11 protein-coding genes are annotated in these 14,053 nt (G+C 37.4%); 10 read left to right on the top strand and 1 reads right to left on the bottom strand.

The genetic code is table 11. The features are described from left to right. Positions 1–26: 26 nt before the first annotated feature. Complete coding sequence (locus tag AN964_RS18940) at positions 27–410, top strand: hypothetical protein (protein ID WP_055741385.1); 384 nt, start codon at positions 27–29, stop codon at positions 408–410. Positions 411–445: 35 nt separating this feature from the next. Here AN964_RS18940 and AN964_RS18935 read toward each other — a convergent pair whose 3' ends face one another. Continuing rightward, complete coding sequence (locus AN964_RS18935) at positions 446–889, bottom strand: YwpF-like family protein (RefSeq protein WP_055741384.1); 444 nt, start codon at positions 887–889, stop codon at positions 446–448. 351 nt (positions 890–1,240) lie between these two features. On the opposite strand from AN964_RS18935, the gene AN964_RS18930 reads away from it, so the two are divergent. The 9 genes from AN964_RS18930 to AN964_RS18895 all read left to right on the top strand — a co-directional run bounded on the left by AN964_RS18930 (position 1,241) and on the right by AN964_RS18895 (position 14,038). Further along, complete coding sequence (locus AN964_RS18930; protein WP_055741383.1) at positions 1,241–1,600, top strand: single-stranded DNA-binding protein; 360 nt, start codon at positions 1,241–1,243, stop codon at positions 1,598–1,600. 12 nt (positions 1,601–1,612) lie between these two features. Continuing rightward, complete coding sequence (locus AN964_RS26510) at positions 1,613–1,789, top strand: hypothetical protein (protein WP_161809291.1); 177 nt, start codon at positions 1,613–1,615, stop codon at positions 1,787–1,789. A gap of 281 nt (positions 1,790–2,070) precedes the next feature. Further along, on the top strand, positions 2,071–3,675 hold the full coding sequence (locus AN964_RS18925; protein WP_152982432.1) for an alkaline phosphatase: 1,605 nt from the start codon (positions 2,071–2,073) through the stop codon (positions 3,673–3,675). A gap of 234 nt (positions 3,676–3,909) precedes the next feature. Next, complete coding sequence (locus AN964_RS18920) at positions 3,910–5,472, top strand: SWIM zinc finger family protein (RefSeq protein ID WP_055741382.1); 1,563 nt, start codon at positions 3,910–3,912, stop codon at positions 5,470–5,472. Continuing rightward, the gene (locus AN964_RS18915) at positions 5,465–8,278 is read left to right on the top strand and encodes a DEAD/DEAH box helicase (protein ID WP_055741381.1); all 2,814 of its coding nucleotides are present in this window, start codon (positions 5,465–5,467) and stop codon (positions 8,276–8,278) included. Before AN964_RS18920 ends, AN964_RS18915 begins: the two co-directional genes overlap by 8 nt. A 221-nt stretch (positions 8,279–8,499) precedes the next feature. Then, complete coding sequence (locus AN964_RS18910; protein ID WP_055741380.1) at positions 8,500–11,580, top strand: S8 family serine peptidase; 3,081 nt, start codon at positions 8,500–8,502, stop codon at positions 11,578–11,580. A gap of 386 nt (positions 11,581–11,966) precedes the next feature. Continuing rightward, on the top strand, positions 11,967–12,584 hold the full coding sequence (locus AN964_RS18905; protein WP_055741379.1) for a YhbD family protein: 618 nt from the start codon (positions 11,967–11,969) through the stop codon (positions 12,582–12,584). A gap of 16 nt (positions 12,585–12,600) precedes the next feature. After that, a complete protein-coding gene (locus AN964_RS18900; protein ID WP_235950739.1) occupies positions 12,601–13,314 on the top strand; it encodes a polymer-forming cytoskeletal protein in 714 nt (237 codons plus the stop codon). A gap of 19 nt (positions 13,315–13,333) precedes the next feature. Then, entirely contained in the window at positions 13,334–14,038 is a 705-nt protein-coding gene (locus AN964_RS18895; protein ID WP_055741377.1) for a hypothetical protein, read from the top strand. Positions 14,039–14,053: the final 15 nt, after the last annotated feature.

Here is a 14,053-nt window from a genome sequence, read left to right as displayed (position 1 = left end):
ATTTATTTAGGGGGTTCTTTAAATAGATGTTTAATGAGCTATCACCAGGAATCAAAATAAGTATTAGTCGTTCCATTTCGACTGTATTTGAGCAATATATGGAAAATATCAAATGGGACGAAAATAAATATAATCTCGAGGATTTTATGAAAGAGTGGAGAGAATATATTAATAATCACGCCTCCTGGTTTGGACAGGTAAGCGATGATATTAAGAAAGATCCAAGGTTTCATGAAGATGTTGCCAAAAAAATCAATGAAACCATTGAGAAGATTTTAACTGAAGTTCCTACTCCGGATCAGGTAGAAAAAATAAATCAGCTACAAAAAGAGCTGAAAAAAGATTACTCCTACTCATGTAAGGCAGAAGCAAAATATTTAATTCAATCTTTAACAAGTCAAGTGAATTAGGCTCCTGAATATAACAGGAGCTTTTTATCTTTCGTTTATTCTTGAACCTTTTTAGAAGCTACATATTTAATTCGCTTTTTCATTCTATTTTTAAATTCCTCAATTAGTTCTTCGCCTGTAAATCCTTCCCTTACTATATCGCTCAGAAGAAGCTCTGCATAATTGCTCCTTTTCACCTTTAAAAAGCCTTCCAATAAAACGCTAATGTGATTTTCAAATTGTTTAATTCCCCGTATGTGCGTACTAAAAGGTGCAGGGTCGTTTGATTCGTGTGTAATAACTACTTGAACATTCAAATCATCCGGACTTTGTTGTGCCGTGCGGAAAAAGTCGTAATACTCCTTACTGATGTAAGCCTCAATTAGCCAAGTCTTTTTTCCATCCTCTTTATTAATAATCAGGCCATCCTCTAATACAATATCCTTAATGTTCCCATCACTTAAGATAACCTGTAAGGACACAATCTTAAAAGATTTCATAAATCGATAACCTCCATTTCCTATCCGTTCATTTGGAGCAAGATGCATTATGTGTAAAAATTATAGCATACAACTGGGGGGCAGGTCCCTTGTCCAGTCTTTTAAGAAAAAAACTAAAATGAGTTAAGTGGACAGTCCTCTTATCCCAGTTTCATTAAACAAAAAAAGATTAATTTTTATTATAAACCTAATTCTTTACAACTTTTCATGCGAAAACAAGTTTTTTCCCATAGGAAAGTACCGTTATCTACAGAAAATGAAAGGGTGAATTGCTAATTTCCTAATTTTACTATTTGGATTAGGTTGTATATGATGTATTTACATTATAAGAGAAAGGAGTGAATACATGTTTTGATTAACCAGGTGATGCTTGTAGGCAGACTGACAAAGGATCCTGAACTGCGGCATACGATGGATGGAAAAGCGGTATTAAATGCCACCATAGCACTAAATCGAAACTTTCGGAATAGCTATGGAGAATTTGAAGCGGATTTCGTTCAATGTACATTATGGAACAGAACGGCTGAAAATACCGCTAAATATTGTGCAAAGGGTTCTGTTATTGGTGTAGTGGGACGTATCCAAACAAGAAGTTATGAAAATCAAGAAGGGAAAAAAGTATATGTGACAGAAGTCGTGGCGGAAACAGTGAAGTTTTTAGGAAGAAAACCGACGGAAGACCGTGAGCTACAAGCAGTGAATAATGAATAAAGGAGAAGTGAATTGGAAAATATTGATCAAAGATTAGAAGGGTTAGAAAAATTGGTGGAAGACCTTATTTTAAAGCTTGGAAGGGCAAACCATCGAATTTTTATACTCACCAAACGACTAGACTCCTTAGAACAAAACCCTCTGCCATTACCGCAAAATCATTATCATTCAAAAGTGGTTTCTCTATAAGAATTTGTATCTTCCCCAACATTCCTCATCAGAAATTGTCATGCAGCCTCATATATCTTCAAAAATTTGGACCAGTTTATCTCTAAGCTGGTCATTTTTTCGTTTAGGAAATACCATGTGGATAATTTATCCAAAAAGTTGTTACGTCAAGCTACAGCGTCTATCGGCTAGCGGATAAGCAAGGCGCTTATACATTTGTTCTTTGAGATAAAAGATATTAACCTGCATACAATTTTCCAGTTATCAAAATATAAAACTAAAATAATTTGAGGTGATTTATATTGCGTGTATTTCTTATTATGGTACTTCTATTTACTCCAATACATCCCATTCATGCCGCAAAATCCTCAACAAAGCCCAAAAATGTTATTTTTATGGTGATGGATGGTACAAATTCAGATGTTTTAACCTTAACACGGTGGTATAAAGGGAAATCCCTTGCACTTGATGGGATTCTTGTTGGCGGTGTTAAAACTTATTCTTTGCAATCAGGTATTACTGATTCTGCAGCAGCAGGAACAGCTATGGCAACGGGGTTTAAAACTTCGGTAGATATGATCGGCATAGTTCCGCAACTAAAGGGCGGAAAGGTTGAAGCAATTCGCCCCGCTGTCAGCATTTTGGAAGCAGCAAAACTGCACGGACTTTCAACAGGAATAGTAACAACCTCTCCAGTACAGCATGCCACCCCTGCAGCTTTTACAGCCCATACAATCAGCCGCAATGGGTATGATGATATTGCCGAGCAGCAGGTGTATCAAGGATTGGATGTGGTCCTTGGCGGCGGTATGGTTTCTTTACTATCGAAAAAAAACACGAATCCATATTCAGCACCAAAAGGTATAGGCTCTAATATGCCTTCCTACCGAAAAGATGGGGAGAACCTGCTAGAAGAAATAAAAAATAACGGATATTCTTTTGTGAAAGCAAAATCAGAGCTTGATGCGGTAAAAAAAACGAAAGTATGGGGAAGTTTTGCAGATATTGATATCGCTTATGAATTCGACCGTCCTACTCTTGCTCCTAAACAACCATCACTAGCGGAAATGACAAAAAAGGCCATTCACTTACTCGACAAGAAGCAAACGGGTTTTTTCCTCTTTGTCGAAGGTAGCAAAATCGATTGGGCAGCCCATAAAAATGATCCAGTTGGAATGATAAGCGAAATCTTGTCATTCGACTCAGCAGTAAAAGAGCCGCTATATTTCGCAAAGAAAAATCCAAATACTTTGTTGATAGCTGTAACCGATCATGGAAACAGCGGACTTACAATGGGGAATCATAACACTAATAAGTCCTATTTCAAAACACCAGTTCATCAATTTATCGATCCATTAAGAAAAGCAAAGCTAACCGCTACAGGTGCTGCCGCCTTACTGAAAAAGGACCGCTCGAACATTAAGGAAATTGCCAAGTATTATGGGTTGTCTCCTCTACCGGAAAAGGAGTTAAAACGTCTAAAAGCTGCAAGTAATGTAGAATTAGAATTAGCTAAACAAATGGCTGAACGAGCAAATTTAGGCTTTACCACCCTAGGCCATTCGGGGGAGGATGTCTTTTTATATGCGTATGGTCCGGGGAAACCGACGGGACTAATCAATAATACTGATTTTCCATCATATATATCTAAGTTTTTAGGCATAACTTCATTAGACCGATTTAATCAATCTTTATTTGTGAATGCAACCGATTATTACGACAAAAAGGGTTACAAAACAAAAATTGATCTCTCTAATCCTCACAATCCATTGTTTATTGCCCAAAAAAATGAGGAAAAAATAGAGTATCCGATAAATAAAAACTATAAAATCGTAAACGGAAAAAGAAAGAAACTGTCCGGGGTCAATATATATGTGAATCATCAATTTTGGATTAGTAAAAAATAATAATGATGGTGAGGTATTGCAGCCTCACTTTCTTCATTTTATCGTAGAACCTTTGCCTAACCTTTTCTAAAATCATTTATTCCATTAAAATAGAAGTAGTGCCTTTTTTTCAAAAGATAAACGATTAGTTTAATAAAATATAAATTATTTAACAAGTTTTAAATCCTGTCTGGCGCAAGAGCCGTTGGCTAGGGGACCTTGCGCTTTTCTTACAACCCGGAGGTGATATTCAAAATGAAAGCCCAACTTCAAGCGTATGCAGAAAAACTCCAAACTTATTTAGATCCCACAAGTGACACTCACCAAAAGCTTGTTCAAAAAGGCTTGCTTTTATATCGCCAGCAGCTCGTTTCCAAAAAGAATTTTTCCTCTCCCATTTTTACAGCCAAGGTACAGGATGTAACACCTGTTCAGGTTACGTTGGATTTGGAAAATCCTGAAAACAATCATTGTTCATGTCCGCAGGAAGGTATCTGCCGCCACCAAATGGCGTTATTTTTCTCAGTTTATAACCAAATAGGAAGTGTATTTGATTGGGTACAAGAATGGAAAAAAAACGATTCTACCTTTGCTGTATTAAAGAATATGAAGCGTGGAAGTGATTTACTGGAGGAACAAACTTCTGCACCGTTAACCGGTCACGATGCATGGATAAATCGCTTTAAAAAATCCTTTCATAATATTGATATACCAAATGAATATGTTTTCGAAGAAAGATTAAAATCAGTATACTATCGTCTAATTGAATTCTCACCTGTTGAAAGGGAATGGAAACCGCTTTATCAATTATTCGTTGCTTATTATTCGATAAAAGCAGCGAATGAGCTAAGTATCAATCGGAATTTTCAAACACAGGATTCCTTCTTTTCCTTTATGATGCAAGAAGTAGAAGATGCATTAAAGAAATTATCTATCTCCGTTCAGCCATTTGCCTTTGACCCGTATATTGCTTTTTTGCGAAATGATTGTACGGCATTACTTACCTTAAACACCTACCATTCATCCGAAATGGTGGAACTATATATGATTCTTTGGTCGCACCTTTTCAAACAAACAATATGGCGTAAGCTGGAATTAGAGAGGCTGGAGTCTGACTCTGATCAAAACGACAGAATCCTGCTAGCCAGAATTCATTTAGCTATTCTATGTGGAAAAGACGAGATTGCATTACAGACACTGAAAGGGCTAAATAGAAACATTATTTACTTTTCGCAATATTGGTTTCAACATTTGCAATCGCAAAAGGCGTACAGCCGGCTTAGCAAATATATTACTGCCATGATACCTTTTATATCGGATTATTTATCTACACTGGAAAGTAATTTTGACCGTTATGCCTTTATGAGAATGTTTTTTAGAACAGTCGATGATTCTGCGTTATCTGATCATAATCCTGTCTTAATGGAAAAAATATATATGAAATTTCTTCCATATAGCTACACCCAATATAATGAATATCTCATCATAAAGCAAAAGTATCGATCATGGGTTGAACTTCAGCATCTAACAGGCAAAGACATCGATTCTATTGATAAGTTGAAACTGGAAACTGTTGCGAAGGCAGATCCGCAGCTTGCTATGCCGCTTTACCATGATTCAATTGAAAATCTATTAGAAAATCGTAATCGTGATGCTTACAAGAAATCCGTAAAATACTTAAAAAAACTGCGTGTTTTATATAAAAAACAGAAAAAAATGCAAATGTGGGAATCCTATTTTAATGACTTACTTCTAAAGACAAAAAGACTTCGTGCATTTCACGAGGAGTGTAGAAGGGGAAAGCTAATCGATGCTTAAATCTATCTTATTAAAGATTTATACTGAATATATGGGAAATGGAGTTTTTTTTATTTATGCCGAGGATCCACAAGGAAGGGAAATCAATCCGTCTGATTGGAAACGTCAATTATTTATTTGGCATGAAGAAAGCTTCTTTGGCTCTTCCCTTCCTATTTCAACCTATAAGACGCATTCAGGTGTAAAGGTAGATAGCTGGTCATTACTGTCTCTCTTTGCAAACGAAAGCTTCAGTTCATTGCTGGATTGGGAATGGGATTCAAACGGACAATTATTCCTATCAAGCGCTTCCATCATGTATGAAGCTATTATGGAAGGTGTAGGGGTTCCGCGCTTTAATGAAACGGAAGACCATGTATTCGAGTGGAAGCTGCCGCAAATGGTATTGGATGAATTTGAACCAGAATTTTGGGAACAACCTATTCTTGACACTACAACGAAGGCATTTTTAGAAGAATGGTATGATTATGCTATTACTTCTTTCCTGAACAAAAAGGAAGGAATAAAGGAAAAAATAGATAACTTGAAGAAAACTTCCCTTACAACGGAAGAATTTACTTCCTATTTTGATGCAAAACGTTTTCGTGAGTGGATGGAAGGGGAAGACGAGCGTCCTTTTACCATCGGACTTCGTATTTCAGAACCGATGGAAGATGATGAACCATGGATTCTCGAAACCGTTTTAAGGGATAAAAGAAACCCAGAAAAACTGCTTACTACAACTCCCTCAAAAAATGTTCCGGTAAAATGGAGACAATATCTAGATGATGTAATGGAAGAACAAGAACGTTGGGTAAAACTCTTTCCCTGGTTAGGAGATAGTGATGGGCTAAAAAGGGAATTAGATGAGCTTTTAGCTTGGGATTTTTTAACGATTGCAAGTGAAAAGCTACTCTTGCTCGGAGTAGAAATTTTACTGCCATCTTGGTGGGTTGCGATGCGTGATGCGCAATTAACCGTGAAGGCAAGAATAAAGCAAACGAGTACAAACTACCGGCCATCCTTTGTCGGATTAAATGCCTTGCTTGACTTTGATTGGCGATTGTCCATGAATGGCGCTGAAATTTCCGAAGAGGAATTTAATCATCTCGTTGATCATCAGCGAAGACTGATTAAAGTAAATGGGCAATGGGTCAAATTAGATCCCAAAATGATTCGGCAGCTGCAAGACTTAATGAAACGGGCAAAGAAGGAAGGGTTGCGTCTTCAAGACATTATGGAGCAAGAATTAGTTCCAAGAGAAGAAATGGATATGGAGGAGTTAGAAGACTTTAATCCACGTGCCTTTGCAAACATTCAAATCGAGCTAAACCGTTCCTTAAAAAAGCTATTTCATGAATTAAGGGATACTTCCAATATCCCAGCCGTTCCGGTACCGCCGCAGTTTGACGGAAGTCTTCGCCCCTATCAACAGCATGGTTTCGATTGGCTTGTGTTTTTGAGACAATTTCATTTCGGTGCTGTTTTAGCCGATGATATGGGGCTTGGTAAAACCATTCAGCTCATTACGTACTTATTGCATGTAAAACATACAGAGGGAAATCCTGCACCGGCTTTAATTATCTGTCCGACATCCGTACTTGGGAATTGGCAAAAGGAAATCGAACGCTTTGCCCCGGAATTGTCCGTTAAACTGCATTATGGAGCAAATCGTTACAAAGGAGATCACTTTGAAGAAAATTTGAAAGGAACAGATATTGTATTAACAAGCTACGGGCTTTCCCATCTAGATTTTGACGAGCTTTCTTCCATTGAATGGGGAACGATTGCCCTAGATGAAGCCCAAAATATTAAAAATTCCCAAACCAAACAATCAAGGGCAATTCGCAAATTAAAAGGATTACATCATATCGCCCTTACTGGAACACCAATGGAGAATCGATTATCAGAACTATGGTCTATTTTTGATTTTACCAATCACGGGTATTTAGGTACCTATACACAATTTCAAAAGCGATTTATTCTGCCTATTGAAAAGGAAGAGGAACAAGCAAAAATCGGGGAGCTTCAGTCACTGATTCGTCCATTTTTGCTCCGTCGTACGAAGAAGGACCCTGAGGTAGAATTAAACTTGCCGGATAAGCTTGAGCAAAAGGAATATTGCCCATTAACATCGGAACAAGCCTCTTTATATGAACAGCTTATTCGTGAAACCTTTAATCAAATGGATGAGCTGACAGCAATTGAGCGTAAAGGAATGATCCTCCAAATGTTGAACCGTCTCAAACAGTTATGCAATCATCCGGCATTATATCTTAAAGAGGAACATCCGGATAATGTGGAACAACGCTCTCATAAGATGGAGAAGCTATTGGAATTGGTGGAATCCATTTTGGATGCTAAGGAAGCGTGTCTCGTTTTTACCCAATATATTGGAATGGGCGAGATGATTCAAAAGCTTTTATACGAACGTTTCGGTCTTTCTGTTCCTTTTTTAAACGGAAGTATGCCTAAAGCAAAAAGAGATGAATATGTTGGGCGTTTCCAGGATGGGGAATTCCCAGTGTTCCTCCTTTCTTTAAAAGCAGGTGGAACAGGGCTTAACCTAACGGCCGCAAATCACGTTATCCACTATGATCGCTGGTGGAATCCCGCAGTAGAAAACCAGGCTACTGATCGTGCTTACCGAATTGGTCAAAGTCGTTTTGTCCATGTTCACAAGCTGATTACAACCGGCACATTAGAGGAAAAAATTGATGCTATGCTTGAGAAAAAACAAGCATTAAATGATGAAATTATTAATAGTGACAACTGGATTACAGAGCTATCTGATCAGGAATTGCATCATTTGCTTATGTTATCTTAAAAACAGGATCAGCCTGAATATAGGCTGATCCTGTTTGCGTAAAATCAGACTATTGTGACTATATTACTAGGACTAAATAATCTAGTTTATCTCTCAATTACTATGTTAATTTATAAGTGTCTGAATTTTTTGTCACTAAGAGATTCAGAATTTTTTTTCGGGGGAGGTCTCTATTTAATCTATTAATCTATTTTTAAAAACTACTAATAGGGGGACAATAAATGCTGAAGCGAAGTCTTGCAATTTTACTTATTTTATTATTAGCTTGCAGTAGTGCAGTATTTGGGACAGGAAGTTCCCATGCTGTAAATCTAGACAAGGCAAACAAAGTAAAACCAACCAAGGTTCAGCCGAATGTAGATCCGAACAAAGATGTTCGTGTCTTTGTTGAGATGACGGGTGATCCAACCATTGAATATGCGAAGCAAAAAGGTGTTAAATACAATAAACTTAGTAAACAAGAAAGAAAAGGCTTGGAAGACAAAGCACTTGATGAACAAAAAACAGTTAAAGGCAAAATAAAGGACAAGAAAATAAAAACCAAGTTTATTAATGATGTAACAACTATCGTAAACGGTTTCAGCGCCGACATAAAATATGGCGATATTGACCAAATTAAAGCGATTGATGGTGTTAAGTCTGTACAGGTTGTAAACGAATACAAGAGGCCACAAGAAACACCTGATATGATTTATAGCAAGGAGCTGGTACAAGCACAAGAGGCTTGGAGAAACTACGGCTATAAAGGGGAAGGAATGGTTGTCGGTATCATTGATACTGGAATTGACTATGATCATAAGGATATGAAATTAACGGATCCTTCTAAGGAAAAGTTAACAAAATCGAAAATAAATGAGCTAGTTGCAGACAATGGTCTGCCAGGTAAATTTTATACAGATAAAGTTCCTTATGGATATAATTACTATGATAAAAATGATATTGTAAAAGATTTGGGAGCTGGTGCATCGATGCATGGTATGCACGTAGCTGGTACGGTCGGTGCAAACGGAGACGAAAACAATGGAGGCATTAAAGGAATCGCACCAGAAGCACAATTACTGGCGCTTAAAGTATTCAGTAATGACCAATCCAATAAATCAACATATGGAGATATTTATGTTAAAGCCATTGATGATGCGATTAAGCTTGGAGCGGATGTTCTGAACATGAGTTTAGGTTCACCATCCGGATTTGTTAACGCTGATTCACCTGAGCAGCAAGCGGTAAAACGTGCAACAGAGAATGGCATTGTTATGTCCATCTCTGCTGGGAACTCTGCTTATTTTGGAAATGGATACTATTATCCACTTACATCTAACCCTGATTATGGTGTAGTCGGGTCACCGAGTGTTTCGAATGAATCAATTTCTGTTGCATCATTTGAAAATACGAATATGGTAACGGATGGATTGAATTATACGATTGATGGAATTGCTGGAAACGCACCATTTTTATCTGCTGGACAAACACACCCGAATAGTGTTGAGCAAAAAACGTTTGAAGTTTTAGCTGCAGGATTAGGGGGACCAAATGATTTTGCCGGCAAAGACTTTAAAGGAAAATATGCTCTTGTCCAACGTGGAACCTATAACTTTGTAGACAAAGCCCTTAATGCTCAAAAAGCTGGAGCGGCAGGAGTTATTGTTTACAACAACCAAGAAGGTATTGTTAATATGGCATCTGATCCGGCTATCACGATTCCTCAGCTATTTATGCTAAAAGGTGATGGTGATAAACTGAGAGCTGCATTAGATAGCAGCAAACCGGTAACTATTACGTTTAATGGCGGTAAACTGGGTATCCCAAATCCAGATGCGGGAAAAATGAGTGCGTTCTCTTCTTGGGGTGTAGCACCGAGCTTAGATTTTAAGCCGGAAATTACAGCACCAGGCGGACAAATTTATTCCACACTTAATGATAATAAGTATGGTTTAATGAGCGGTACCTCTATGGCAGCACCACATGTTTCAGGTGGATCCGCTTTAGTGTTGGAACGCGTTGATAAAGATTTTGGTTTGGATAGCAGTGACCGCGTATTATTAGCGAAAAATTTACTAATGAATACAGCAAAACCAGTTGTATTTGATGGTAATTTCGTTTCTCCTCGCCGTCAAGGTGCAGGATTAATGCAAATTAACTCAGCTTTAACAACACCTGTAATTGTTACAGAATCAAAATCAAATGTAGGAAAAGTTGCTTTAAAAGAAATTAAAACGGGTAAGGTAACATTCCAATTAACGGCGAAAAACTTAACAAATAAACCAGCAACCTATAATTTGTCCATTAATGCGCAAACAGATACAGCTTTACAAAACGGCAGCGATTTAATTAACGCGCCAAACCTTGTTGGAGCAACTGATTTAAATGGACTTGTTGACTTCAAAATCAATGGCAAAGCAAAGGACCAAGTAGTTGTACCTGCAAAAGGTGATGTGAAAATTAATATTACGATGGATGCAAGAGCGGCTGAAAAGGAGTTAGCTTCTGCATATCCAAACGGATTCTGGTTGGAAGGATTTATTCAATTAACAGATCCATCTGATAACAATCCAACATTAACAGTTCCATATGTAGGATTTGATGGTCAATGGGATAAAGCGCCAATTTTTGATAAACCAATGTGGGATGCAAGCTCCTATTATGGTTACACAGGAGTAGTAACTTCTCAAGGTGGAGACTATGCTTTCCTTGGCGGAGATGTAAAAACGGGGGATATCGATCCTGCAAAAATTGCTTTCTCGCCAAATGGCGACGGGGTTCAAGATGATGCATTGCCAATCTTATCATTCATACGAAATGCAAAAAATGTAACTCTTTATGTGCTAGATAGCAAGAAGCATAGAGTAGCAACGATTGTAAATGAAGGAAACATGTATAAAGACGCTTATGATAGCGGAAATGGTTCTAAGTATACTTTAGATCCAAACTTTGTATGGGACGGAAAGATCAATGGAAAAACAGCACCGGAAGGTCAATACTACCTTCAAGTAGCAGGTGTCGTTGATTATCAAGCTGCGAAACCTCAAACCATTGAATTACCTATTAAACTAGATGTAACAAAACCAAAACTTGATGTAAGCTACGATAAAGTATCCAAGAATCTTACTGTACATGCTTCCGATGAGAAAAACGGCAGCGGACTTTCATACTGGGATGTTATCGTTGACGGTAAATCCGTCACAAATAAAGCTTACTATTCTGAAGCAGATACTAGCTTCAATGTAGGAGACATTAGCGGACATACAGTACTGGTTGTAGCATATGATAATGCTGGTAATACAACTGTTGTGCCTGTGAAATAATAACTTAAAAGATAGCTGCCAGTGCATTTCTGGCAGCTATCTTTTTTTCTTTATTATTCAGTTAGATTGATTCCTAGATCAAAACCTAATTCGTGCCGTTCAACAACGATTTCGTGCGGTTCATTTTTCCATTATTAAAAATAAGGTATATTAATGTCGCACCATATACTATTCAAACCACGCTTACTCAGGATATTAGAAAGGTTGTAAATTTCCAACCTAAAGGAAAACAATGCAGTAAAACAACGTAACAGCATATCATTGTATGCTGTTATTTTTTATGCCACAAGACCTTGATAAATCAACATTTAGTAATTTTTTTGAAAAAGGGCTTTGCAAACGTAACAGTGTTATGTTACATTATTTTGTGAAAGGAGACGAATACGATGAGTGAAGAATTAATATCTAAAAAAGATTTATTAGAGCTTACCAATATTTCTTATGGGCAGTTATATAGATGGAAACGAAAAAACCTAATACCGGAAGAATGGTTCATTAGGAAATCTACCTTTACAGGTCAGGAGACATTTTTTCCGAAAGAAAAGATTTTAGAACGAATTGAAAAAATCCAGACAATGAAAGAAAATCTTTCCCTTGACGAGCTGGCAGATGTATTTTCTCCCAATTTGTCAGAGCTTAGCCTAGAGGAAGAGGAAATTATCCAAAAAGGAATTGCTTCGCAGCCTGTGTTAAATATTTTTAAGGAATTGAATCAAGAAATGAAAAAGTTCTCATTTGAACAAATGCTTTCTATTTATATTCTTGAAAAGCTATTGCGCTCAGGTGACATTAATTTGGACGAAGGAAAAATGGTATTGCATGTGATGAATGATAATTATCATTCCATTAAAAGCGGGGAGTTGTTTTTCATCCGAAAGCTTGGAATATCCTCCTGTTTTGTCGTTTCTAGTGTGGATGACATTTATTTTGAAAAATCAACAAAAATTGTGACTCGGGTTTCTTTAACAAACTGTATGGAAGAACTGAAATCAAAATTATTGTAAGGGAGAAATGATGAACATGAATAAAAATCGGGATTTGATCATAAATGGATTTGGTAGTTCCAGTGGCGGTGAATTTGAGCTTGCTTCGATAAACGGAAAAGGCAAGGTGCATGGGGATATAGATTGCAAACATTATGATTGCAACGGATTTGGAACGGTGAACGGCAATATTAAAGCGGAAACGGTAAAAATTAATGGTAAATCGACAATCAATGGCAATGTTGATGCAGACAGCATTACTATTGATGGGCACTCTTCCATGAGCGGGGAAGTGAATACGGAAAAAATAAGAATATCCGGGAGTGGTTCCATTGGCGGATCTTTACGTGGAGAGCACATAAAAATTAACGGGAAAGCCTCCATTGGGGGGGATTGCGAAGCGGAGGAATTTGATTCTGAAGGGTTATTTACAATCGGTGGATTACTAAACGCGGAAAATATCGATATTCTTCTATACGGCGACTGTAAAGCCAAGGAGATTGGCGGACAGACCATTCGCATTAAGCAGAGGATTCATGGTTTTATGAAAATCGTCAAATCTATTTACCCAACTAGATTAGTAACGGATGTTATTGAAGGGGATGATCTTTACCTCGAAGGTGTAAAAGCAAAAATTATCCGAGGTAACAATGTTACGATTGGGAAGAACTGTGAAATTGATTTGTTGGAATATAAAGGAGCCATTGAGGTTGATAAATCTTCCAAAGTGATGAAAACCAACCAACTCTAATATTAAAGGAGGTTATCGTATGGAAAAAAGGAATTTAAATATATTTGGTTCTGGTAGCTCTGGGGGCGGAGAGTTCAACAAAATAAAGATTAGCGGTGATGGAACCATTACGGATGCCCTCACCTGCCAAGTATTTAAGGTATACGGAACAGGAGTTGCTATGGGCGATGTGAAAGCAGAATCGCTTGATATTTACGGAACGATTGATATACATGAAAATGTAAAATCAGGAAGCATTAAGATTTACGGAACAATGAGTGCAAATAAAGACGTAGCTGGAAAAGAAATGAAAATTCGGGGTGCCATGGATGTAGGCGGGAATGTCTCAGGGGAGGATATAAATTTGAAAGGAAGCCTTTCTGTAAAAGGTGATTGCGAAGTGGAAAACTTCATTTCAGATGGTTCCTTTGAAATTGGTGGCTTATTAAACGCTGGTAAGGTAAACATTGAATTGAAATATGGAAACAGCTCTGTGAAGGAAATAGGCGGGGAGGAGATACAGGTAAAAAGGAAATCCTCCTTTCTAGGTATAAATAAACAAAATGGAAGCCTAGATGTAGATACAATTGAAGGTGACCATATTTATGTTGAATATACGAAAGCATCTGTAATTAGAGGCAAAAAAGTTGAGATAGGACCTGGTTGCGATATTGGCTTAGTGGAATATAATGAACAGTTCCATTGTGCAAAAAATTCAAATGTAAAAAGACAGATAAAAATATAGGGTATGTTAGGGAGT

Source organism: Heyndrickxia shackletonii (assembly GCF_001420715.1).
GTDB classification, from domain to species: Bacteria; Bacillota; Bacilli; order Bacillales; family Bacillaceae_C; genus Margalitia; species Margalitia shackletonii.
Note: the sequence above shows the minus strand (reverse complement) of the source record. Positions and strands in the feature narration are given on the sequence as shown.